The sequence below is a fragment of the Pseudomonas sp. FP818 genome (assembly GCF_030687335.1).
Classification (GTDB): Bacteria; Pseudomonadota; Gammaproteobacteria; order Pseudomonadales; family Pseudomonadaceae; genus Aquipseudomonas; species Aquipseudomonas shahriarae.
In genome coordinates this window covers 3,739,777-3,762,176 of the sequence record NZ_CP117427.1, presented here as the reverse complement: position 1 = coordinate 3,762,176, position 22,400 = coordinate 3,739,777, and the positions used below count along the sequence as shown (strand labels likewise).

29 protein-coding genes are annotated in these 22,400 nt (G+C 61.2%); 11 read left to right on the top strand and 18 right to left on the bottom strand.

The features are described from left to right. Positions 1-155 precede the first annotated feature (155 nt). The 4 genes from PSH80_RS16930 (at position 156) to PSH80_RS16915 (ending at position 2,706) form a co-directional block, all read left to right on the top strand. Complete coding sequence (locus tag PSH80_RS16930) at positions 156-998, top strand: hypothetical protein (protein ID WP_233092104.1); 843 nt, start codon at positions 156-158, stop codon at positions 996-998. 347 nt (positions 999-1,345) lie between these two features. Further along, complete coding sequence (locus tag PSH80_RS16925) at positions 1,346-1,582, top strand: hypothetical protein (protein ID WP_128593786.1); 237 nt, start codon at positions 1,346-1,348, stop codon at positions 1,580-1,582. Between the two features lie 145 nt (positions 1,583-1,727). Then, positions 1,728-2,102: a hypothetical protein gene (locus tag PSH80_RS16920; RefSeq protein ID WP_152987925.1), complete on the top strand. Its 375-nt coding sequence runs from the start codon at positions 1,728-1,730 to the stop codon at positions 2,100-2,102. Further along, the gene (locus PSH80_RS16915) at positions 2,092-2,706 is read left to right on the top strand and encodes a type III secretion effector protein (RefSeq protein WP_169990056.1); all 615 of its coding nucleotides are present in this window, start codon (positions 2,092-2,094) and stop codon (positions 2,704-2,706) included. Before PSH80_RS16920 ends, PSH80_RS16915 begins: the two co-directional genes overlap by 11 nt. A 12-nt stretch (positions 2,707-2,718) precedes the next feature. On the opposite strand, the gene PSH80_RS16910 is transcribed toward PSH80_RS16915, so the two are convergent. Together PSH80_RS16910 and PSH80_RS16905 are read right to left on the bottom strand one after the other, a co-directional pair. Next, positions 2,719-3,870, bottom strand: coding sequence for an MFS transporter (locus PSH80_RS16910; RefSeq protein ID WP_198799575.1), 1,152 nt, complete (start codon positions 3,868-3,870; stop codon positions 2,719-2,721). A gap of 259 nt (positions 3,871-4,129) precedes the next feature. Next, positions 4,130-4,792, bottom strand: a complete 663-nt coding sequence (locus tag PSH80_RS16905) for a carboxymuconolactone decarboxylase family protein (protein WP_305417614.1) — start codon at positions 4,790-4,792, stop codon at positions 4,130-4,132. A 217-nt stretch (positions 4,793-5,009) separates the two neighbouring features. Here PSH80_RS16905 and PSH80_RS16900 point away from each other — a divergent pair, with 217 nt between their 5' ends. The 5 genes from PSH80_RS16900 to PSH80_RS16880 all read left to right on the top strand — a co-directional run bounded on the left by PSH80_RS16900 (position 5,010) and on the right by PSH80_RS16880 (position 12,064). Then, complete coding sequence (locus PSH80_RS16900; protein ID WP_305417613.1) at positions 5,010-5,981, top strand: diaminopimelate epimerase; 972 nt, start codon at positions 5,010-5,012, stop codon at positions 5,979-5,981. 290 nt (positions 5,982-6,271) lie between these two features. Further along, positions 6,272-8,293: a type VI secretion system tip protein VgrG gene (locus PSH80_RS16895; protein WP_198799576.1), complete on the top strand. Its 2,022-nt coding sequence runs from the start codon at positions 6,272-6,274 to the stop codon at positions 8,291-8,293. Next, a complete protein-coding gene (locus PSH80_RS16890) occupies positions 8,293-9,123 on the top strand; it encodes a DUF4123 domain-containing protein (protein WP_057438502.1) in 831 nt (276 codons plus the stop codon). The genes PSH80_RS16895 and PSH80_RS16890 overlap by 1 nt, the downstream gene beginning before the upstream one ends. Further along, positions 9,120-9,899, top strand: coding sequence for a hypothetical protein (locus PSH80_RS16885; protein ID WP_169990059.1), 780 nt, complete (start codon positions 9,120-9,122; stop codon positions 9,897-9,899). The genes PSH80_RS16890 and PSH80_RS16885 overlap by 4 nt, the downstream gene beginning before the upstream one ends. A gap of 14 nt (positions 9,900-9,913) precedes the next feature. Further along, positions 9,914-12,064: a lipase family protein gene (locus tag PSH80_RS16880; RefSeq protein ID WP_305417609.1), complete on the top strand. Its 2,151-nt coding sequence runs from the start codon at positions 9,914-9,916 to the stop codon at positions 12,062-12,064. A gap of 9 nt (positions 12,065-12,073) precedes the next feature. Here the strand turns inward: PSH80_RS16880 and codA are convergent, their stop codons facing one another. The 7 genes from codA to PSH80_RS16845 all read right to left on the bottom strand — a co-directional run bounded on the left by codA (position 12,074) and on the right by PSH80_RS16845 (position 17,606). After that, a complete protein-coding gene (codA, locus tag PSH80_RS16875; RefSeq protein ID WP_057438504.1) occupies positions 12,074-13,309 on the bottom strand; it encodes a cytosine deaminase in 1,236 nt (411 codons plus the stop codon). Positions 13,310-13,337: 28 nt separating this feature from the next. Continuing rightward, positions 13,338-14,537 (bottom strand): PucR family transcriptional regulator, encoded by a 1,200-nt coding sequence (locus PSH80_RS16870; RefSeq protein WP_120733554.1) that lies wholly within the window; start codon positions 14,535-14,537, stop codon positions 13,338-13,340. Then, entirely contained in the window at positions 14,534-15,802 is a 1,269-nt protein-coding gene (codB, locus tag PSH80_RS16865) for a cytosine permease (protein ID WP_057959086.1), read from the bottom strand. The genes PSH80_RS16870 and codB overlap by 4 nt, the downstream gene beginning before the upstream one ends. Positions 15,803-16,007: 205 nt before the next feature. Then, positions 16,008-16,631: an NUDIX hydrolase gene (locus tag PSH80_RS16860; RefSeq protein ID WP_057959087.1), complete on the bottom strand. Its 624-nt coding sequence runs from the start codon at positions 16,629-16,631 to the stop codon at positions 16,008-16,010. 118 nt (positions 16,632-16,749) lie between these two features. Then, a complete protein-coding gene (gene queD / locus PSH80_RS16855) occupies positions 16,750-17,106 on the bottom strand; it encodes a 6-carboxytetrahydropterin synthase QueD (protein WP_003190259.1) in 357 nt (118 codons plus the stop codon). Positions 17,107-17,169: 63 nt separating this feature from the next. Beyond that, entirely contained in the window at positions 17,170-17,382 is a 213-nt protein-coding gene (locus PSH80_RS16850) for an AlpA family transcriptional regulator (RefSeq protein WP_060772666.1), read from the bottom strand. Next, positions 17,379-17,606: a hypothetical protein gene (locus PSH80_RS16845; RefSeq protein ID WP_076964339.1), complete on the bottom strand. Its 228-nt coding sequence runs from the start codon at positions 17,604-17,606 to the stop codon at positions 17,379-17,381. The genes PSH80_RS16850 and PSH80_RS16845 overlap by 4 nt, the downstream gene beginning before the upstream one ends. A gap of 115 nt (positions 17,607-17,721) precedes the next feature. Between PSH80_RS16845 and PSH80_RS16840 the strand changes: the two genes are divergently transcribed. Beyond that, positions 17,722-17,964, top strand: coding sequence for a hypothetical protein (locus PSH80_RS16840; protein ID WP_060772936.1), 243 nt, complete (start codon positions 17,722-17,724; stop codon positions 17,962-17,964). Positions 17,965-17,999: 35 nt separating this feature from the next. Here PSH80_RS16840 and PSH80_RS16835 read toward each other — a convergent pair whose 3' ends face one another. The 7 genes from PSH80_RS16835 to PSH80_RS16805 all read right to left on the bottom strand — a co-directional run bounded on the left by PSH80_RS16835 (position 18,000) and on the right by PSH80_RS16805 (position 21,635). After that, positions 18,000-18,266: a hypothetical protein gene (locus PSH80_RS16835; RefSeq protein ID WP_143007568.1), complete on the bottom strand. Its 267-nt coding sequence runs from the start codon at positions 18,264-18,266 to the stop codon at positions 18,000-18,002. Next, positions 18,263-19,009 carry a morphogenetic protein gene (locus PSH80_RS16830; RefSeq protein ID WP_305417602.1) on the bottom strand — a complete coding sequence of 249 codons (747 nt, stop codon included), beginning with the start codon at positions 19,007-19,009 and terminating at the stop codon, positions 18,263-18,265. Before PSH80_RS16830 ends, PSH80_RS16835 begins: the two co-directional genes overlap by 4 nt. Continuing rightward, positions 19,006-19,434 carry a hypothetical protein gene (locus tag PSH80_RS16825; RefSeq protein ID WP_305417600.1) on the bottom strand — a complete coding sequence of 143 codons (429 nt, stop codon included), beginning with the start codon at positions 19,432-19,434 and terminating at the stop codon, positions 19,006-19,008. The genes PSH80_RS16830 and PSH80_RS16825 overlap by 4 nt, the downstream gene beginning before the upstream one ends. Before the next feature lie 46 nt (positions 19,435-19,480). After that, positions 19,481-19,900, bottom strand: coding sequence for a hypothetical protein (locus tag PSH80_RS16820; RefSeq protein ID WP_305417598.1), 420 nt, complete (start codon positions 19,898-19,900; stop codon positions 19,481-19,483). 131 nt (positions 19,901-20,031) lie between these two features. Continuing rightward, the gene (locus tag PSH80_RS16815; protein ID WP_154906925.1) at positions 20,032-20,343 is read right to left on the bottom strand and encodes a DUF4406 domain-containing protein; all 312 of its coding nucleotides are present in this window, start codon (positions 20,341-20,343) and stop codon (positions 20,032-20,034) included. Next, positions 20,340-20,777: a hypothetical protein gene (locus tag PSH80_RS16810; RefSeq protein ID WP_305417596.1), complete on the bottom strand. Its 438-nt coding sequence runs from the start codon at positions 20,775-20,777 to the stop codon at positions 20,340-20,342. The genes PSH80_RS16815 and PSH80_RS16810 overlap by 4 nt, the downstream gene beginning before the upstream one ends. 45 nt (positions 20,778-20,822) lie before the next feature. Beyond that, positions 20,823-21,635, bottom strand: coding sequence for a DNA cytosine methyltransferase (locus PSH80_RS16805; protein ID WP_305420613.1), 813 nt, complete (start codon positions 21,633-21,635; stop codon positions 20,823-20,825). A 72-nt stretch (positions 21,636-21,707) separates the two neighbouring features. On the opposite strand from PSH80_RS16805, the gene PSH80_RS16800 reads away from it, so the two are divergent. Beyond that, a complete protein-coding gene (locus tag PSH80_RS16800; protein WP_305420675.1) occupies positions 21,708-21,875 on the top strand; it encodes a hypothetical protein in 168 nt (55 codons plus the stop codon). On the opposite strand, the gene PSH80_RS16795 is transcribed toward PSH80_RS16800, so the two are convergent. Beyond that, on the bottom strand, positions 21,876-22,001 hold the full coding sequence (locus tag PSH80_RS16795) for a hypothetical protein (RefSeq protein ID WP_273507579.1): 126 nt from the start codon (positions 21,999-22,001) through the stop codon (positions 21,876-21,878). A 31-nt stretch (positions 22,002-22,032) separates the two neighbouring features. Beyond that, positions 22,033-22,266 carry a hypothetical protein gene (locus PSH80_RS16790; protein WP_305417591.1) on the bottom strand — a complete coding sequence of 78 codons (234 nt, stop codon included), beginning with the start codon at positions 22,264-22,266 and terminating at the stop codon, positions 22,033-22,035. Between the last annotated feature and the right edge of the window lie 134 nt (positions 22,267-22,400).

Below are 22,400 nucleotides of genomic sequence, written 5' to 3'. Positions count from 1 at the left end.
TTTAGGCGATTTTCGTCGCTTTCCGGAACCGAACTCCCCCAGTCCGCCACATACACAATTAGCCCACTGTGCACAGACATCCGGTGATCAATTTATCGCCTGGGTGCTTCGGACGGTGAGGTACATCGTGTCAACAAGCCGCACTGGAGAACATTATGTCGGTACCTGCGTTCAATCAGCCTGTCGTCAATCTACCGAATGACGCCATGCGTCACGAGGCCGAGGCCAACACCACGGGCGCTGCGGCGTCGGCCGCCGGGCCAGCCGCCAAGGGGCCTAGTTTCAGCGGGCCAGAGAGCAAATCTGGGCCGGTGTTTGCGGCTGCGCAGCCGATGGCACAAGGCGCCGCCGGCGTACAGGCCGATGCCGCCCGGGGGGGCAGGCCCCCGCTCCCTGGGAGCCCGCCGCCAAGGCCCTTCCCGCAGCAACCCGATCCGATCTATTCAAAGCGCAGCCATGATCAGTTGGCCCAGCAACTTCTGGATAATTTCAAGGCGTTCAACGATCCGAAAAACCCGGACTACATTACGCCGCAGGGGTTGAAAGCAAAGGCTGAAACACCCCTGACAAAGTACCCGCACAAGAATCAGGACATCCGGCTGGCCAGGGAAATCATGAAGCGTCCGGACCTGCTCAAAGCGCTTGACCGTGATGGTCGTACGGGGGGGCTGGATGCTCAGATCAGCCGTCAAAACATCTATGACGTCATCCGCTCTGATAACCCCTTGAAGTACAAGGACGATGAACAACTCGCCAAGGACATGCTGAAGAATTTCAATCAGCTCAAAGGCAGTTTCTGGAGCAAAGACATCAAGGTCGCCGATCTCAATGCCAGGGCCCAGCGCCCGTTGACAGGTAACCCTCATCGGGACCAACTCACCCACCTGGCGAGGGAGGTCTTCAACCGCTCCAACTTGCTGCAACAAATGGACAACGTTGCTAGCCCCGACTATGACGGCAGGATCAGCAAGCGTGGGTTGAAGAAGTTGTCCCATTAAACCGCCGGTATTGCACTGGGAGCACACAACCGGGAAGCGCCGCGAGTCTTTCGCGGTATTTCCCGGTTCGACCAGGGTTGCCAGTCTTGCGGATGACCGCTCTGGCTGGGGCTGCACGTGTCCACTTATCGCCTGCCACTTCGCTGATCAGGAACTGTTTTCAGCGGTTTGCCACATAACGTGTATCTGACGGCCTTTATGACGCCGGCAGTTTCACTCAAAGAGAGGGTGTTGACATGACTTCAACGTCGTTTGGAACTCAAACTCCCGGCCTGCCGCAATCCCTTCTTGCTCCACCTTGCGAAAACACGACGCAGAGACAACTTTTCGATGCCCAGAATCAGGCTGTGCCGGGAGGGGAAGGCACCGAAGCCCAACGGGTAAGGAATTTTTCCGGCCAGTACACCTTCAAGGCCCCGGCGGCGGATGACTTCGCCAAAGGCATGCAGTCCTACCGCGCCACTGCCGTCCCAACCACCACCATGCAGACGCCTGCGGGTACGACGAGCGGGTTGATCAATGCCATAAAAGCCTTGCTGGGCGGTTCTCGATCAGGAGCATTGTCGCCCCGAGAACCTGACTGAGGGCCGCGCCCAGGACTGACCATTGTTTACATACAGACATCGAAATTGATCGGGTGCCCCGGAACCATTGCCGGTGGTTGGCCACATACTTTGCGCTTGCTGGAAACCCACCCTTGCACTGACGGTGGTGGCAGCCGGTCTGAGTATGGATCTAGAAAAGGTGGATATGAACATGGCAATTGACGGTGGGGTACCTCTCCTGCGGCCCGATGTTACGAGCCGCCATGAAGCGATACCGGATGACGCACAACAGAAAGCTCATGCTGCTTCAAGCGAGACCACGCCGCGTGGCTGGCAGGCCGATAATCAACCTTTGCCCAGCACTATCCGCTCTTCGGGATTCCGCCGCCCGTTGCGGTGGGCCACGCCCGATGAGGTCATGCTGCATCATCAGGAGCTGAGAAACGCGCCCTCGACGCGTACCCCCAATGTGAACCCCTACACCCAATTGCCGGACCGCCAGTTAGTCAAGGCGCTGGGTGACCATTTTTCCGTGCTGGAAAATTTTCATGAAAAATGAAGGACTGAAACTGTCGTCGCTGCGGCGAATTGCCAGTGCAAAAATGACTGACACACCGGCGCTCAACAACGCCATTCTGCTGGCCAGGGCACTGGTCCAGCGCCCGCGGTTGATCGAAGCGATCCTTGACGAAGAGGGGTTTATAACGCGGCAAAGTCTGGAGCGGGCGGTACAGGGTGTGTTTGGTAACAGCGACCCCAATGCCTTCAGTCCGGATCCTTTTCACGCCAAGACCAATGTCGAGTTGGTGCTGGCGTTCAGGGCCGCTTTTGATGAACTGCGTGACAGATCCCGGGACCGCACGGGCTTTTTTGAGAGTGTCGGCTACGTCCAGATCGAACGGCTTGTGTCAATCAGTAAGGATCCGGATGAAACGGACCAGAACGGTGCCGTTATCCGAGACCCTGCCACGGGGTTACCGAAAAAAATGTACAGCGAACAACTGGTGTATATGTCAAAAAACTTGGTGGACCGTCCCAGGCTTTTGAGTTCCCTGGAACGCATCCATTCTGGCTGGCGACGTATTTACGGTAGTCATTACCAGAAGGGATGGCTGAGCAACAAAGACCTTGACGGCTGGCTTGAAAACACTAGAGACCTGTAGCGCCTGGGGGCCTTACACCCGCAGTATTTTGCCGCTGATCGCCACCGCCAACAGCAGCACGGCGATCAACACAAAGGCCACGCTCAGGCTGCTGCCGTGGGCGATAAAACCAATCAGCGCGGGGCCTGCGAGAATACCGGCATATCCCAGGGTGGTAATGGCGGGCACCGCAATGTGCTCCGGCATGACCGTTTGCTTGCCCACCGCGGTGTACAGCACCGGCACGATATTCGAACAGCCGGCACCGACCAGGGCATAACCCAGCAGGGCGGTTTCCCATGCCGGGAGCAGGGTGGCCAGCAGCATGCCGGCGGTGGCCAGCAAACCACCGATCACGATCACCCGTTTGGCACCCAGGCGGCGCACAATGGCATCGCCGGTCAGGCGGCCGAGGGTCATGGTCAAGGCAAACGCCGCATAACCCAGGCCCGCGTAGGCTTCGTCGAGGCCGCGTTCGTCACTGAGAAACACCGCGCTCCAATCGAGCACGGCACCCTCTGCCAGGAATACGATAAAACACAGGCAGCCGATAAACAGCACCACCCCATGGGGGATGGCGAAGGGCGGGCCGGAGCTTTCGCTGCCGTAGGGCAACAAGTGCGGGGCCGCCTTGAGCAAGGCGCCCAGGGTAATCACAATAACCACCAGGGTGGCCGAAAGCGGTGACAGCCCCAGGCCGAGCAGCGCACTGACACCTGCCGCCCCCACAATCCCCCCCAGGCTGAACAGCCCATGGAAGCCCGACATCATGGTTTTGCCACTGGCCCGCTCAACAATCACTGCCTGCAGGTTGACGGTGGAGTCCACCGTGCCCAGGCCTGCACCAAACAGAAACAATCCGGCCATCAGCAAGGGTATCGAGCTGACCGTGGCCAGCATCGGCAAGGCCACGCAGAGCAGCAGCGTCCCGGCGCTCAACACCCGGCGGCAGCCGAAGCGTGACGCCAGCGCGCCGGCCATTGGCATGGCAATGATCGACCCCACTCCCAGGCACAACAGCAACAGGCCCAGGGTGCCTTCGTTGAGCTGCGCGCGGGCCTTGGCATAGGGGACCAACGGTGCCCAGGCCGCGATGCCGAAGCCGGCAATAAAAAACGCGATACGGGTCGACATTTGTTCCAGGCGTCCCGGAACCACAGGCGCCTGGGGGGGGATGGCAGTCATGAATATCCTTGGTTTTGCGTTCAGCGAACGATGTCCAGCGCGACATCCTTGCACATCAGGCCCTATCGAGCGAGCCAGGTTCCCTTGCGGGCCGCGAAGTTTTTACTGACAACACGGAACACTTTTACCGTGGATCACCACACAGAGGTTATCGGGCCTGCTTGAGGTGGCCTGGAGGGTGCGTAATCCCTGTGAGTAGCGTTGAACCCCAGGCTGCTTGCACAGGATTACCACCTTCCAGGCCACTTCTGCGCGTGGGTCAGTTGGGGGTTGGGAGATATGCCCTGACTTGCACCACGTCGGCGCCAGCGACCCGCACCAGGAGGGTGCCACGGGGCGTGGTTTCCTGGCCGATGTAACTCTCCACCAGCACCCGATCCGCAGCCGTGGCGTGCAGCGATAGCTTATGGGGTTTGCGCAGCAGCTTTCGAGCCTGGGCGTCCACCGGGAATGACGGCTGGCCCCGGCGCACACTGTCGCAAAACGCTAGTGCCACGGCCCGTGGCGGCGGTGGCGGCGGCGAGGGCAGGTTGGCTGCGGTGAACAGCAGGTTGAGCTGCTCGGCGGTGGCGACGGCACGGGGGAAACCGGTAAAGGCCGAGGCCACCAGCAGCAGTTCAGTCAGCTCCCCAGGCGCCAGGCCTTGGGCCAGGCTGGTCTTGAAATGCACGCTCAACGGCGGGCCGACCATACCGGCGGCGACGATCGCGGCAAAGATCGCTGCTTCCTGCAAGCGCGGATCAAGGCCCGGGCGCTCGTGCAGATAGCCGTACACCACACCGACCGCCAATTCGCCCAGGGCCGGCGCGGTATGGAACAACGCATCCAGGCGTGCGCCGCCATCCGGTACCCGCTCAATGAATGTTTTGCGGCCGGCGCGGTAAAGCGTTTCAACGGGGCTCTGCGGGGTAAGTGTCTTCATGGTGCATCCTCCAGGAAAATGAGGACGGCGTTTGCTCGACTGCGCACGGACTTCGGCCTGATGAAAACGTCCATCCAGCGACACAGGAGTGTAGGGCGCGCTGGTTTTTTTGCCACGCTCGGCGCGCTCGCTGTTGGTGTCCTACGCTGAGATCGCCCACAATCGCCAGGCACTTTTCCCATGGCTGACCATCGGCGGATGCTGAGGTGATCTCACAATGACCCTGTTCTACGACGCTCGCGGCAATATCTACGGTGTGGCCAGCCCGGCCCTGTTGCGCAGCCGGGGCATTTCCGTGCCCGATAACGCCGCCCTGGCCGCCAGCACTCGCCAGGCGTGGACGGGGCTGGCGATAGCGTCCGAATGTGGCTGGGGGACGTCGCTGCGCCCAGCCGAGGCCAAGGCCTATCGCTGCGACGGTTTGCTGGTCGGGCCGTTCCAGGCTGCACCGCCGTATGACCTGCTGATCGTCAATACCGACGGTTCCCTGGCCGAGCGCAGCGGCAATGGCTTGACGATCTTTGCCCAGGCCCTGACGGACGCGGGGCTGATGACCCAGGCCTGCGAGCTACGGGTACACCACGATCAACCTGATGGGGTGACGCCGCTGGTGACCGGGGTTGAACCGGCGGTCTATGGGGAGCTCCATGGGTTCTGGCTGGCACTGGGGCAGCCAGCATTCGGGCCGCAGGCAGTGGCAGCGATGGGGCCGGAAAGCGCCGAGCCTGGCCCAGTGAATGAGCTGGCTGCGATCAACCCGCAATGGACCCGCAGCCAATTTGTGCGTATCGGCAACCCCCATTGCGTGACCTTGGTCGAACACGTATCGGCCTTGCCGGACAATCGGCAGATGCACCAACCTGATCTGTTCGAGCCGTTGAAAGCGATTGCCTTCGCTCCTCCCGCAGGTGATGGCCGGCCCTGTGCGGCCGGGGTCAACCTGCAATGGGCAGCGCGAGACTCTGCCAATCGGCTGATTGCCCGGGTGTTCGAGCGCGGTGAGGGGCCCACGGCATCCTCCGGGACCAGTGCCAGCGCAGTGGCCTGTGCGGCATGGCGGGCGGGTTGGGTCGAGGCGGGAGAGGTGGCCGTGGTGATGCCGGGCGGTACGGCGCCAGTACGCTTGCACGTTCAGGCAGATGCGCTGCTGGGTGTCAGCCTGTTCGGGACCGCGATGCTTCAAGGCTGAGGTACGTGATGGCTTAACTAAGTGTCAGTTGTTTCTTTATTGTTTAGTTATTGTTTGAAGCGTCGCGTAAGGAAGTTCCTGCTGTTAGGGCTTGCTTTGTTTTGAGGATTTCTCATCTTGTAAAAGAGACTTCCATTGTGTCCGTACGAAACTTCTTTTTTATTTTCAAAGCGCCGAATTCTCGTGGATCTCGCTAATCTTTAGAGCGTTCAGGCACTTCTTTGGCCGCAGGTTTTTTGTTTGGCGGGAGGGAGTATTTCAGTCAGATAGTGGATGGCGGGTAACAACGGATGGTGAGTGCGTTTGTTTCGTCACGTTTCAACTTTATTGTTCAAGGCATGGAGACAGACTTCCAAGTACTGGCATTCAAAGGCCGCGAAGCCCTTGACCAGCCCTACTTCATCGAAGTGCAACTGGTCAGCGAAAACCCCGGCCTTGACCTAGAAGCATTGCTGCACCAGCCGGCCTATCTAGGCTTCGGTGAAATGGGCGAAGGTTTGCACGGGCAGGTGTATGCCGTCGGTCGCGATGACCCCGGGGGCCGGCTCACTCGTTATCGCCTGACCCTGGCGCCGCGCCTGGCGTGGCTGGAGCATCGGCGCGACCAGCGCATCTTTCAACAACGCAGCGTGCCGCAGATCATCGCGGCCGTGCTCGAGCACCACGGCATCCTGGCCGACGCGTATGCCTTCGAGTTGGGTCCGGTGGTCTATCCGCCCCGCACGTTCTGTGTGCAATACGCGGAAACCGACCTGCACTTCCTCCAGAGGCTGTGTGAGGAGGAGGGGATTCACTACCACTTTCGCCACAGCCCGGACGCCCATGTATTGGTGTTTGGGGATGACCAGACGGTGTTCCGTCGCCTGCCTGCACAGCGTTATCGCCCTGCCAACGGGCCGGCCGCCGAGGCACGGGTGATCCAGCGTTTCGATGTGCGCCTGGCGACGCGCAGCCGCCAGGCAGTGCGCCGTGATCACGACTTCGAGCATCCTTCACGGCGTTTGCAGGAACACGCCGGGGCTGCATCGGTGCTGCCTCTTGAGGACTACCATTACCCCGCCGGGTTTACCGGCCATGCGCGGGGTGTGCAATTGGCGCGTCGCAGCCTGGAGCGCCATCAGCGCGACCGTCACCGGGCCTTGGGCAAGAGTGATCAACCGGCGTTGTGCAGTGGTCATTTCCTGCCGTTGCACGATCACCCGCAGCCTGCCTGCAATGACTTGTGGCTGCTTACGTCGGTGCGTCACGAGGGGTATCAACCCCAGGCGCTGGAGGAGGCGATGCCCGCTGGCGACAGGTTCCAGGGCTATCGCAACCGCTTCAACGCCACGCCCTGGCGTGCGATCCACCGCCCGGCGCTCAAGCATCCCAAGCCAACCATTACCGGCAGCCAGACAGCCACTGTGACGGGCCCGGTGGGCGAGGAGGTGCATTGCGATGCCTACGGCCGGGTGAAGGTGCGTTTTCACTGGGATCGCCTGGACAAGGCCAGTGATAAAAGCAGTTGTTGGGTACGGGTGGCCTCCGGCTGGGCGGGCGACGGTTTTGGCGCGATCATGACGCCCCGGGTCGGCATGGAGGTGCTGGTGACCTTCCTGGAGGGCGACCCGGACCGGCCATTGATCAACGGTTGTCTGCCCAATGCGCGGCACATGCCGCCTTATCCACTGCCGCAACACAAGACCTGCAGCGTATTGCGCAGTCGCAGTTCCCCCGGTGGTGCGGGCGGCAACGAACTGCACCTGGAGGACCGCCTGGGTGAAGAGCTTATCTACCTGCGGGCCCAGCGGGACTGGCAGCAGCAGGTAGGCCGTGACAGCCACCTGGAAGTCGGCGGGGAGCGGCGGGAAACCATTCGCGGCCCGAGCACGGTGCGCCTGGAAAGCGCCGAACAGCGACATGTCAGTGGTGATCGCAAGGTGGTCCTGGGGGCGAGCGATCACCTCCAGGTGCAGGGCGATAGCCTGGCCTATATCGGCCAGGCCCTGGTGATCGAGGCAGGGCAACAGGTGCATCTCAAGGCGGGTGCCAGCCTGGTGATCGACGCTGGCGCGCAGTTGAGCCTCAAGGCCGGAGGCGAGCATGTGCTGATCCAGGCCGGTGGGATCTTCAGCAGCCGCCCGATTACCCAGGGTGGCCAACCGGCCGTTGCGCGCTCGGCCAGCCCTGCGGGTGCGGCCGTCAGCGGTGCGGAAATTTCAGCGGCCCAGGCTGTCGTCATGAGCATGGCCCGGCAACTGGATGCGGACTTCTGCCCGGTATGTGAACGCTGCCGCGAAGGCGTGTGCGACATCCGCGGGAGGGCGGCCTGATGCTGCGTACACCGGGCCAATGGATGACCCAACAGCAGCAGGCAGGACGCCGGCTGTGTTTGATTCTTGAGGGAAACAGCAACGCCCGTCAGCCGCTGATGGCGCCTCGCAACCTGGGGCAATGTTGCAGCCTTTACGGTGGCAGTGCAGTGGCGGCACTGGCGGCTGACGGGCCGGTGATCCTGCTTGTGGAGCAGTTCGATGAGCCTGCGCTTGTGGGGTTGCTCGAGCACCCTGAGATGAACTGGGGCTGGCTGGGCAGCTTGCCCGACGCGGACCTGGGCGACGTCATCGAGCATTGGCAGGCGCGGATGCTGGTGGGGCCACCGGGCAATCAGGCCCTGTACCGTTTCCACGACAACCGCACCCTGGGGCGTGCGCTGACCAGCGTGCCGGTAGCGCAATGGCCGGCCTATCTCGGGCCACTGATCAGCGTCTGCTACTGGCACGAAGAGCAATGGTGCTGCGCCAACAACCCAGCGCCCGGAAAGTACCCGATACCCGACCCCGCTCCTTGGCTCAACATCCCCAACCCCCAGGCCTCGGCCATTTTGCAGGCGAATATCCTGCGCTACCTGCTGGCCGAACACAGCGAAAGCCTTGCGGCGTTGGTCGAGTTCCAGGATCCAGGGGGATGGCTGGCCCAGGTACTGGACGAGGCCCGCAGTTGGCAATGGTACGGCGCTCTGCAACTGGAGTTTTTGGTGGTGCGGCGTTTGGCAGAGGCAACCGGGCCCAGGGTGATTCAGTGGCAGCCGCTGAAGGGGGAGGCGCCGGAGGAACACTTCAGGCGGGTGGCTGAGCAGTGGCGCACGTTGGGGCAAGCATGAGTAACCAGGCGTGTGGAGTTCTGCTGGTGCTGGGTATGGCCTGGACATCGGGGTGTGCGGTGGTGCCCGTTGATCGCTTTACCTTGGAGGTGGATTTGCCAGCCAATTTCCGCGTTAAAAGCGCCGCTAACTACAGCCCCGCAGCAGGTGAACGTTGCACCTTGCCTTGGCGTCGAGGCAAAAGGCCCGAGCGGAAGATTTTTAGTGTTCCCTACAGCCCGGTAGCCAGCCGCGTGACCCAGGCGCTGCCCCTGACTGAAACAGTCGAGGGCTGCCCGTTGGTATTGCGCAGCGTGGAGTTTGATTTTTATGCGCGGTGGGGCGCGCGCGATACGGATGTTGGCGGAGATATTGCGGCTATCCATATTCAGGATCGTTTAGACGCGGATGGGCCGGGGAGGCCTGAGTCGGGGGTGCTGGAGTTGCAAGCACGATGCAGGTGGTTCTTTCGCACAGTGGGGCCGGTGCATGCGATCAGGAAAATCCTCATGTGCAGATCAGTGGACGCAAATGGGCTTTCAAGTAAAGCGTCGGCAGGCGGCGCTGTGCAACGAGATCGACTGGCGGGGCAAAAACTCAGGCTGGTGTTGAACCTGTCTGACGAAGAGCTACCTGCCTTTGACGATAACTGGGTAGCTGTTCCAAACGGCTGGAGGCGGTGCCAGGGTGAGAGTTTCGAAGATATGTTCGCGTACTGCCGGGGCAATACGACCGACTTCAAACCTATAAAAATGCCTGATGGACGTATCTGTGATGTTTATCCAACGTGTAACTAACAGGGAGTGAAGTCATGGAGTTGGAGGCATGGAAGCAGGAGTTTTTCAGTGACAAGATGCCGGCGTGCCCACGGCGAGGGCACTGGGTGAGTTTTTGTTTGATCGATGAAACCGGCAATGGCAAGAATTATGGGGGGCTGCCGTACTCGTTCCATGACAGTGCCGGGCAACAATACAGCGGTAGATTGAATGGAGAGGGCTTCGCCAAAATAACGGATTTTTATTGTGGTCCTGTGGTGCTTACGTTGGATGAGCCCTATGCCGGGACAGAAGCACCGTATCACCGACTGGCGACGCGCCTGACTTACAAACTACCCATCACCGAACTTCAGGTTCGCGCCGAACGAAGCGAGTTTTCTACCGGGGATGGCCAGCGTCTTGAGGGCAACCCAGCAAGGCGACAAGCCGATCGGTTCTACCAGGTCGAAGTGCGCGATCTGGTTCGCCATGTTGGCCACCTGCCACCGCTGGCGCCACGGTCTCACGGCCCCCAGCCACATGCCCTGAAAATGATGGCCGACCTTGGGTTTGGCCCACCCCAGCCCGAGTTGTCGGGCGTGGTGCTGTTCCCCAACCAGCACACGGCGCTGGAAGTCCGACCCCTGCGGGCACTGCGCCCGATGCTGTCGAGGGACGACGAATTCTGTGCCTTGAACCTGTACCAACTGGCATTGATGGCGACCTTGAGTTACTGCCGTTTTGGCCAGGAGCCGGCCACTCACCCGCAAGATGAAGTCCATTTTCCTCTGGACCCCAGCATCGGCCATCTATTTGCTGAAAAACTCGCGGGGTATCAGCAGGCCTGGAGGGTCGATGCCGAGCAAGTCCGGCGTTTTTACCCGCTGTATGAGGATGTCCCATACTCGCGGCGTTTCGAGATCCTGCCCTTCGACCCTCAGTTGTATCCGCAGAACAGTCCGCAGCTGGAGGCGAGGCAGGAGCATCCGGCACGCCTGCATTTTTTCGATGACGAAGAGCAGGGTACGGATACCCAGGCCTTTATCAGCCATCACGATGAAGTGGTGCTGATTGCGGTGCGGGGCACGGCCAGTGCGGCGGATGGCCTGCGTGACGCGAATGCCCACCAGGTACCTTTCGCGGACGGCATCGGTAAGGTCCATGAAGGCTTTTACCAGGCGTACCGTGCCTTGCGTGACTTTGTATTGCGCTATCTGGATCAGTTCTACAGCGGCCAACGCATCGTGATTTGTGGCCACAGCCTGGGTGGGGCCATCGCTTTGTTGCTGGCCGAGGGACTGCGCCGGGTCAAGGATGCCGGCTACAACGTGCTGCTGTACACCTACGGTGCCCCGCGCGCCGCCGATGCTGAATTCACAGGGGGAGCGGCTGCCCTGGTTCACCATCGTATAGTCAACCACAATGATCCGGTCCCCAGCGTGCCGGCGACCTGGATGAACACCACGGCCAAGCTATGGGTGCCGGGCGCCGTGACCTTATTCGGCGCGCCCGCGCCGGGAGGCCTGTTGTTTGCTGCGGGGCTGGTGCGGCTCGGTGGCCAGCCCTATCGGCATCACGGCGAGCAGCAACACTTCATGCCGATCATCCTGGCGGACGGCACACAGTCCTCGGTGCTGTGGCAGCCCGGTTGTGCGTCGGTGCAGGAGGCGGCGTGTAATCACGCTTTGCGTTTGCACGGCGATATGCCCGAGCGTGACAACCTGCTCAAGCAACTGTTCCAGGCCAGCCAGCACTTCATGGTCGCCAGCTACGTGCCGGCGGCGTGGGCCACGTTACGCCGCTGGCAACAGACACTGGATACCCGCGGCTCCCTGGTGACGGCACGGGAATACGCATTGATCGACCACGCGCTGAGCACCCTGCGCCGACAACTGCAGGACAAACGGCTTGAGCTGCACCGTCGCAGCCCGGCGAACGGACGCGGCCATGAGCATTACGATGCCTTGACCGCTGAAATCGACCGATTGCAAACCAGTCGCCAGCGTCTGGAAAGCCTGCGCTGGCGCCGTGTGGAAGGGCGCGATGTATACGGCAGTCACGCTTCATCCTCAAACCTGCAACCCAGCCTGGCTCGTTGGTTCAGCCACCCGGAAAACCATGAGTTGCCCCAGGTGGCAAGCATCCCGCCGGCCTTCGAGGGCGATCGGGACAAGGGCCAGACACTGGACCTGGACTCGATCGTTTAGCCTCGCGGGTTACAAAAATGTCACCTGCGCTGGCTGGCGTTTCATCAACACTTTGCCGTTGCGGATCGAATACAGCGCCAGGCCCTGGCTGCGAATGACTTCATAGTCGCTGTTTGCCGACAGGATCAGCAGGTTCGCCGGTCGCCCGGGCTCCAGGCCGTAGCGGTCGCCCAGGGCCATGGCTTTGGCGCTGTTGTCGGTGACCAGGTCCAAGGCCCTTTGCAGGTTGCTGTAGCCGAGCATATGGCAGATATGCAGCCCGGCCTCGAGCACCCGCAGGATATTGCCGTTGCCCAGTGGATACCAGGGATCGACGATGGAGTCCTGGCCAAAGCAGACGTTCATGCCGGCCTCCAACAGTTCGTTGACCCGGGTCACACCCCGGCGTTTCGGGAAGTTGTCGAAGCGGCCTTGCAGGTGAATGCTTTCGGTGGGGCAGGAAACAAAACTGATGCCCGAGTGGCCCAGCAGGCGGAACAGCTTGGCGCAGTAGGCATTGTCGTAGGAACCCATGGCCGTGGTGTGGCTGGCGGTGACCCGGCTGCCCATATCGCGACTGCGGGCTTCTTCGGCCAGCACTTCGAGGAAGCGCGAGTGCGGGTCGTCGGTTTCATCGCAATGCACGTCGACCAGGCAGCCGGTGCGTTCGGCCAGGTCCATAAGGAACTTGACCGAGCTGACCCCTTGGTCGCGGGTGTACTCGAAATGGGGAATGCCGCCCACCACATCGGCGCCCAGGCGAATGGCTTCTTCCATCAGTTCGCGGCCATTGCGGTAGGACTCGATGCCTTCCTGGGGAAACGCCACGATCTGCAGGTCGATCAGGTGGCCGCTCTCCTGGCGGACTTCGAGCATGGCCTTGAGTGCGGTCAAGTCCGGGTCGGTGACATCCACGTGGGTGCGCACATGCTGGATACCATGGGCCGCCAGGGCCTGGATGGTCTGCTTGGCGCGGGTCTTGGTGTCCTCCTGGGTGATGGTGGCCTTGCGCTCGCCCCAGCATTCGATCCCTTCAAACAGCGTCCCGCTCATATTCCAGCGCGGCTCGCCGGCGGTGAGGGTGGCGTCGAGGTGGATATGCGGCTCGACAAATGGCGGTACCACCAGGTTGCCAGCGGCGTCCAAGTCGTCCGGCCCCAGGGTCGGCGCGGCGGTTTGTGGGGTAATGCTGGCGATCCGGCCATGTTCCAGGTGCAGATCATGCAGGCCTTCACGGTTGCGCAGGCGGGCGTTGATGATATGCATGGGCAAGTTCCTCTTGGGCAAAAAGCAATCAGGCAGACAGCCGCCAGATCATCAGCGCGACGCCGATGTCCAGACGGTCATTGGGGTTGTCCAGCGACAGCCCGCACAGGGCCTCGATGCGCTGGACGCGATGGGTCAGGGTGTTGCGGTGGACCGCCAACCGCAGGGCAGCAGCCACAAGGTTACCATTGTCCAGGAACCACGCTTGCAGGGTCGGCATCAGGCTCGGGCCGTGACGTTGATCATGGCGCAGCAGGGGCCCCAGGCGTTCCTGGAGAAACTGGTCGAGCAACCCGCGATCGCGCACTGCGCTCAGTAGCTTCAGCACCCCGAGTTCATCGTAGACACAGATACCGGCATGTTCACCAAAGCGCCGGGCGACCGCCAGCGCCTGGCGCGCTTCATCCAGGGCCTGGGCCAGGCCGGCTGGCGGATGTTTTGCCGCGCTCAAGCCGATGCACAGCTTCAGCGGGGCCAGGCGCAGGTTCAGGGGCTTGAGCCAGTTTGCCAGGCGTTGCCGGTTGTCACCGGCGGGCAGCAGCAAGGTCCACTGCCCAGCCCTGCCGAGCACGGGCAGACGCGAAGGATGCTCGGCGGCGAACTGGCGCAATCGGCGAGTAATGCCATCGTGCTGGCGGGCCAACTGAGCTTCGGCGTCCGCGGCCACGGTTTGCGCAAATAGCGCCTCGCCACCGTCCAGTTGCAACTGCACCACCTGCCAATCCCCGTCCAGCGGCATGCCCAGCTGGCTGGCGCGATGCAGCAGCAGGTCGAGGGACTGATAGTCGCCCGCCAACAGGCGCTCCAGCACCTCATGCCGTGAGCGTCCGAGTTGCTCGGCCTCGATCAGCGCGGAGCCGATGGCCTGGGTCACCAGGACCATCTTCAGGGAATAAGGCTGTTCGATCAGCGGCATGCCGACGGCGTCGGCAGCTTCCAGCAGTCCAGGGGGGATTGCCTGGATGTAAGCCGGCCCGGTCAGGATTACCAGGCCGGCGACTTGCCGCGCGCAGGCTTCGTCGAGCAAGCGCAAAAGGTTGGCCTCGTCACGGGGATGGTTGATGCCGGTGACGAACACCAGTTCGCCGCCCAGCACCCACTCGGCAATACCGCTGTTCTCGGCTACATAAGGCCAGCGCACGCCATTATCCAGGCCTGCGCTACCCGCCCGCAGGCTCATGCACTCCAGCCCCGGCAGGGCCAGTACATCCGCCACCGTCAGGCTCATGCCTGGGCGTCAGCCGATGGCACCCGCACCCGCAGGACGGCGGTGAGCGCGATGTAGGTAGCGGCCGCAGCGATAATCCCCACCAGTGGCGCGACCCACGGCGAGCTGAAGGCCAGCACCGTACCCACGGCATAGGCAATCAGCCCCGGCCAATTGAAGGCCGGCAATCGCACATCTGCCAGCCGTGGATAGTGGCCGCGGTAGCGATAGAAAAAGTCGGCCATGATCACCCCGCCAATCGGTGGGATCACTGTGCCCAGCAAAATCAGGTAGGGCACCAGCATGTCGTACATGCCCAGCAAGGCAAGCAGGGTGCCTATCACCGCGCCGACCAGGGTCACGGTCTTGCGGCGCCTGGTGCGCAGCAGGTTGCAGCCGGCGACGGCAAAGTTGTAGATGGTGTTGTCCTGGGTACTCCAGATATTGAGCAGCAGCATGGCCATCGCCGCCATGGCGAAACCTTGCAGCAGCAACACCTCCACCACATCCGGTTGCTGATAGACGATGGCGCCGTAGGCACCGATCAGCACCATCAGGCCGTTGCCGACAAAAAAGCCGATCAGGCTGGCCAGCACCGCCACCTTGGCCGAGCGGGAAAAGCGCGTCCAGTTGGTGGCCTGGGTGGCACCGCTGACAAAGGTGCCAAACACCAGGGTAATGGCCGTGGACAAATCCAACTCACTGCTGGGCACCACGGCGAGCAAACCTTCCAGCCCGCCGACTTTTACCGTGGCCACCCACATCGACAGCAACAACAGCAGGCCCATGGCCGGGACTGCAATGTAAGAGAGAATTTCCAGCCCCCGATAGCCCACGTAGGCCGTGGCGCAGAACGCCAGGCCGAACAACACCATCAGTGCCAGTACGCTGCCTTGGCTCAACTCGAAATACTTGCCCAGCACCACGGCCGCCGTGGCGGTGCCCCAGGCGTACCAGCCAATCTGGGTGAAACCCAGGATCAGGTCACTCAACTTGCTGCCCACTTCGCCAAAGCAGAAACGCCCCATCAGCACCGAGTTCAAGCCGCTCTTGAAGGCGATGTACCCCAGGCCTGCGGCGTAGATACCCAACAGCAGGTTACCCAGGGCCACGACCCCGAGCATCTGGGTAAAACTGAAGGCCACCCCCAGCTTGCCGCCAGCAAACATGGTCGCGGTAAAAAAGGTGAAGCCCAGCAACACCATGGCCGTGGAGCCAAGGCCCTTGCGTGCATGCATGGGCACTTCGCTGAGAGGGTAATCGTTGCCCGGTTCGTTCTGCGTCATGTGCCGTTCCCCTGTGAGTGACGCAGGGCCTGTTGCAGCGCCCGTGCCAACTGTCGGGCAGTGATGGGTGCACGGTGAGCACTGTGCAGGTTGCACAATATTTGGGGGTGGGTAGGGCAGGGAGGCGGAATGGCTTGTGGGTTGTGCCCAGCCCGGCACTAAAGTGGTGCGGCGGTGATACAAATGGGATCACCGGTCCAGGGTGTCAGTCGAACAGGGTCTGGGTGATTTCCCCACGGTGAAAGGCGAAGGCTGCTTCAAGATCACTTTCGATGGTGCGGCCGCGTGACAGGGGCGGCAGGTTGTCGAGGCTGAAGAAGCCGACGTCGGTGGTTTCAAAGCCTGCCACGGGGGCGGCCTGGTCGGTGCGTTCGCAAAGGAAGTACAACTTGTAGAAGTCGCGTACGTCAGGCCGATACAGGCCCTTGGCTTTGTGGGTCACGCTGTACAGCGCCCGTGCGGTAACGCTCAACCCGGCCTCTTCGCGAAGTTCCTTGATGATGTTTTCCGCAGCGGATAACCCGATATCGGCGTAGCCACCCGGCAATGCCCAGCAGCCATCCGTTGCTTCGCGCACCAGTAGGATCCGGTCGCCTTCAATCAGCGCGCCACGTACATCAATCATCGGCGTTGAATAACGCTGGGCGAAGTCCGAAACCAGGCCGGTAATGCGCTCCAGAGGCACTTGCCCCAATTGCGCGAGCATGCTGTGGGCAATATGGGCGATCTCTTCCAGGCGTTCGCGCTCGAAGTCATCCGTGCAAAAGTGCAGCCCGGTAGAGGCCAGTGCCTGCAAACGCTTGGCCTGTGCCAGCCAGGTGGATTCCATGGTGTGGTTCCTTGGTTTGCTTCAAAACCTGGTTTTATTCGCTGCTATCGTCGAGGGCAAGCCAGGGATGGAGCAATCCATGGCGAGGGAGGTGTCCCCTCGGTTTTGTAGAGGTGCTTTATTCACCGCGATAAATACAGCCACTGGTGCAGGTCTCATGGATACGAATGGCGCTGAGTTCCGGCAACAACGGCTTCAGCTCATTCCAGATCCACTTGGCCAGTACTTCGCTGGTAGGGTTTTCCAGGCCGGGGATGTCGTTGAGGTAGTTGTGGTCGAGGCGCTCATAGAGCGGCTTGAAAATCGCCTTGATCTCCGAGAAATCACGGATCCAGCCGGTATGCGGATCGAGGTCGCCGCTCAGGTGGATGGCCACCTTGAAGGAGTGGCCGTGCAGGCGCCCGCATTTGTGGCCTTCGGGGACGTGGGGCAGGCGGTGGGCGGACTCGAATGTAAACTCTTTGAAAATTTCCACGGTATGACCTGTAAGGCTTGATTTTGGCGGGGTGTATGAGGGTTTCGGTTGCTGGTGTACTGATCAATGTACTGATTGGTCTTCGCTGGGGGTTGTTGCAGCCATCCATTCAGCAATGACTGACTGGCGCCAGGCGACCGAGTTTGGGCCTATTCTAACCTGTTTTGGGAAGGTGCCCTCCCTGATCCTTCTATAAACAGTATTGCGGCCCAGGCCGGTTGTGTGAAGCACCTCATCGAGGCGTAGGAAGCGATCAATGTTTTCTGCTCTGTTCATGACTCTCTCCTTGCGCCCGCTGTAGGCCGCGCTGTCTTGATGATGTGGATGATGAAACCGAAGGTGAGCAGCATCCAGGCGATGGTGCCGGCGAATGCTGCGATCAGGTGTTGGTCGGTACCGGTGGAGAGCAGCTCCGGCACCTGCCAGAAAAACCAGAACGTGGACCCCGCCACGTACAACACGATGGCCGTCAGGAGCAGGGTGAGTTTCGTTGCGTACATGGGGTGTCCTTGCCGCTCTGGGCAGCAGAAGTTGATAGCGAAGTGCCTCGATGGCGACGGGTGCGAAAAAGAGCTACAAATACTGTTCAACTTGCTCATGTGTCAGGGAGGGCGCGTGTCACACAATCTCGATGTTCCAGTTGTTCACGCCTATCGAGGGCATACGTTGTTTCTCAAGTTCGAATGGAGGCGACCAAACGATGACGTACCCGCATTTGCGAGAATCATCGAGCCGGCAGCCGTTGCTGGGTTGGGGGAAGTCGCCGCCGAGCTGACGGGTCCATGGCCTGATTATCCGGCGGCACTGGGTGATGCGATGGCAGCTGCGGAACGATGGATCGACAGCCAGTTACCCTGAGTTCGCTCACCGGCAGGCATTTAGGGGGATTGGGGTTAGGCTTGTTTGATGCGAAGGAAACGTCGGCACTGGCATTGCGTATCGTCGCAATGGAGCTCGCCAACCCATTCCGGGAATTGATCGCCTTCGCAGCGCTCAATGCGGGAGTGGTTGAGCCCGCTTCGCTTCACATCTTTCACAAAGCGCTGCAGGTCTTTGGCGTTGTCATCGCGATCCGGGCTATCCCATCGACTCATTACCAAGAGGCCGCAATCTGTCTTTCCGTGGTCCATCCAGCCGAGACTCTTCGGGGAATCGCTCATGGCGTCACCCGCTTGAACTCGACCACCCAGACCCAAGGGTTGGCGTTCCACGACTCGGCGCCGTTGATACCCACCCACAATTCGCGCCAGGCGTCGAAAGGATCAGTCCAACTGCCTGGGCCAGGCTCGGATTTGAATGGGTGGAAAGCGTAATCACCGTCGCCCTGATGGATTCGGTTGATGCCTTCGGCGATGTAGCGGCTTTCGAAGGCTGTCTCGCCTTCGCCGTCCTGCAACCGCTCGACGCGCACGTCGGTGATCTCCAGCAGGATGCGGCTGGCCCAGCGGGGCATGTGGATGCTGGGGCGCCATGCGCCGTCATACTCCATGGCTTCAGTATCTGGCTTCCATTCCGCCTTCGCTGGGATCTGATTAAGCCCGTAGTCGCCCGTCGGACAGCTTGCCCGGTAGATCCGTGCCGCGCCGCGCTCGTCGCCTTTGACCAAGTTGTCTTGCCAGTCGATACAGCAGCCGTCTTCGTTGCCGAGCAAGGCGAAGGTCTCGCGCACCCACAGCCGGTCGCCGGGCTTGCCATAGGGGCAGCAGCCGTTGACGAAGTGCTTGGTCACAGGTTTGCCGTAACCGTCCTGGCCGTAGTTGGAGCTGCCTACGCAGAAATTGCCACTGGCATCGATATGCGGCTGAACCTTGATTGCCCGCCGCGTCACCGTCTTCCGGCCTTCCAGGATGGCGCGCACCATCGGCGCCGAGAACAGGATGGGGCGTTCTTTGATCTGGCTCACGGCGTCACCTCCCTGCGCGCCCACTGAACATACGGGCCGTCATCCGTATCGAAGATCCCCATCAAGAACCACTCAGGCCCTGGCGATTTGGGAATCCAGGCGGTGCACGCTGCATCCTCGTCAGGTAGATCCTCGATCTCGTCGCCAGAGTGCCAGCCTTTCAGCTCCAGCCCCTGTTCCTTGACCCAGGAAATGTAGGGCGCCGGGTCCTCGCCCTCGCCAAAGCTCGGAATGTTCGGGTGATACCACCAGCCATCCGCATCGCGCTTCACCTCGACCGGTCCGAACGGCTTGCTGCCGCTGTGCGCCTCGCAGGGAGTGACGTAAACCACGTCGGAGTAGTGCCCGCCGCCAGAGCTGAATTCCATATTGCAGCCGCACTTGGCTGGCTCGCTGTTGACGAACGTAATCTTTTGTTCAGGCATGACTTCGTCCTTGCCGCTATAGCGGCTGACTTTGAAGGGGGAGGGGTTACAGAGAGGGGTTGAGGATTTGTGCGGCGAGTTTCTTGCTGATCACCAAGGTTCCGTCAGCGCCTTTGTTCGAATCGAAGATCCAGCGCAGTTCGGTCATCGCCTGACTATTCACCGCTACCGGCGCGGGCTGTTCTATGACGGCAGACATTTCACCGATAGCCAAGGTCGCAATTTCAAATGGCCTTTCGTACATAGCTGAGGCCTTGACCACCTCATTGAGGGCGTCCACGGCGTAGGCCAGCTGCGCTTCCAGATCTCGAACCCGCTTCGTGCGCCGGGAAACAGCTGCGCTGAGATCATCAATGGTTTGATCTGCCGTGTTCAGGCTTAACTGAAGGCCATCACGCTCCCTGACCGCGATCGAGTGCTTGCCACGCCAGTGCAGCACTGCGTCCAGTTCTTCGGCGGCGGTCACCTTCAGCGCCGGAGTGGTGGCTGGCACTGGAGTCCGTGTCTTGCCTGCGCCGGATCGACCAGGGCAGTCTGGGGCATGTCGCTCAGGGGCAGCGGAGAAGCCAGCAGGGCAGTTACAAAAACAGAATCGGCTCATACAGCCTCCCTCGTTACCAGATCATGGGCATTCACAACCGTCATGCCGAGGTGCTGGGCAATCAGGACTTCGAGCTGGGCGCCTTTCGATTCTTGCCAGCCGGGCAGGGTGGCCACGGTGTCGCAGTCCATCAGGGCTGCAATGTCGCGGCGCATGCAGTCGTTCCAGGTGCCGCCGTCTGGGTTCAGTTCGGCGGGGTTGGTGACGGTGTGTCCGCCGGCGCGCAGGTTGGTGGTCATGGAGTGGAAGGCGGCGAAGTTGAGGCCGGGCAGGCCGGTCATGGGGCCGCTGAGGTAGATGCGCTTCATGCGGCCTCCTTTTGCTCTTCCGGCTTGCGGATCAAGCCAAGGCGCACGCCTTCATCGCGAACAATCAATATGTCGTCGCCATAGCCCCACGGATTCTCGAAACCGTTATCCATCACGGGTTGGAAATACCCGTATCGCATCGTCTTGCCAGTGAGTACGAACGCACCGATAGACCCGGCCAGGCTCTTCAGTGTGCCGCCGTGCGAGAAGCCATCCCACGGGCCTTCTCTCGTAACGTTGATGCGGGCCCCGGTGTAGTCATCGAACAGCCAGACGATGTTGCGGCGGCCATTGAGAGCGAGGTATGCATCGTGCCCAGCGCCCTTGTTACGAAAGAAGCACCGGCCGCAGTTGGCGATCACCCTGAGGAATTCATTCGCAGCGATGATCCGGTCCAGGCGCTGCTGGCCGATGGTTTTGTTTACTGTAGGCATGGGGAGTCCTTGCCGGGCCATGCCCGGGCGGTGGAGTGTGGGGGGTTATGTTTCGAGGTAGGCAGCTATGAATTGCGTCGCCGCTTCAACATTGATGGCGTTTCCGTAGGCGCGCAGGCGTCCCACTCGGCCGGATATCCCATGAGCCAGCGGGGATGTTCCGGGCTCAACTGGCCGCCACTTTCCATCCCGGCAGAAGAGCCAGTCAGAATCTGCCCATAAACCGTTAACCGGGCCGGGCCCGCGATCGCCGCTACATCCTGAAGCCTCTTCTGAACCTTGTGGCCGCTCGGCCGGTGAGACCTCAAAGCCTCCGCAGCGCTCGCCCCCCGGTTGCAGTCCGCCATTGGCGTTGGCCAGCCCGATAAACAAACTACTGCCGCCAGATCCGGTCCGTGGTTGCGCATCGCCTCCCGAATCCCTCCCTCCGACGATCTGACTCCCTTGCTGGCAAGGCTTGCCGTGGGTGTTGGCCATCCGCACAGGTAAGCCTGTCTTGGTAGCTGGTCGTTGCGATCGGCCCCGTCCCTCTGGGCCACCATTCCCGGGGTGTCCTTGTGATCCCTCGTGGTCGGTGTGACCCAACCAGTACACACGGTCTCTGATGTGCGGCGCGCCGACGCCCGCAGACGGAAACGCGATGGCCCCAAAGGCGTAACCCATGGCTTCCATATCAGCGTGTACAAGGTCGACCCAAGGCTCGACAATCTTGCTCGCAACCTGCTCTCCAGTAACAACTGGAGGCTTGCGCTGTTTGATGAGCCAAGAGAAAGACGGCCACAGGTGCCTTGGGTCCTCAAACCCAGCTCCAGCGCCTGTCGCGCTGAAAGGTTGGCAAGGACAGGAACCGGTCCAAATAGGTCGATCATCTGGCCAGCCGGCACGCCGAAGCGCAATTGACCAGCCGCCGAGCCCTGCAAAGAAGTGGCATTGAGTGAAGCCGCGCAGGTCGCTTGGGTGGACATCTTCGATGCTCCTTTCGTCAACGATGCCTGGCGCAATGTGGCCGGCCTCAATAAGGTTTCGCAGCCACTGGGCGGCGTATGGGTCAAACTCGTTGTAGTAAGCGGACATTGCTTCTCCAGCCGGCCGGCATAACTAAGCGGCCTGGTCTTGCTGCTTCGGCGGCCACTCGGAAAACCCCACACGGGGCGCCTTTGTTTTCGGGTTGATGATTGGTTTGCCCTTGGCATCCACCAGCACGGCCTTGGCCCTGATCTGCATGTCGCGGCATCTCAGCGTCTTGCGGGCCAGCTCAATGAACTGTTCGGCGTACTGCGGGGCGTCGAAGAGCGGTGAGAGCTGGCGAACCGTACCCCCCCCCCATAATCTTCTCGGTGCGCTTGGCGACCAGCTCTAGCCATTCAGCTTCAGGGATAGGCTCGACGCCGCCCGGCGCCTTAACGTTCTTGCGGGTGCCAGCCGTCTTCTTGCGGGCCTCGGTCTTGGCGACATCGAGGGTCATTCCAAACACTGCAAAGGTGCTCATGGGTTATCTCCAAGCGTGGGCCTGCCTCGCCGGCTGGCGTGATTCGTTAATTTGGTCTATTGATTTCCACTCGGCACAAACCAAGCGGTGGCAGCTATGAGTGCGGAAGTTGATGTGGAAGCGGTACGCCTGAT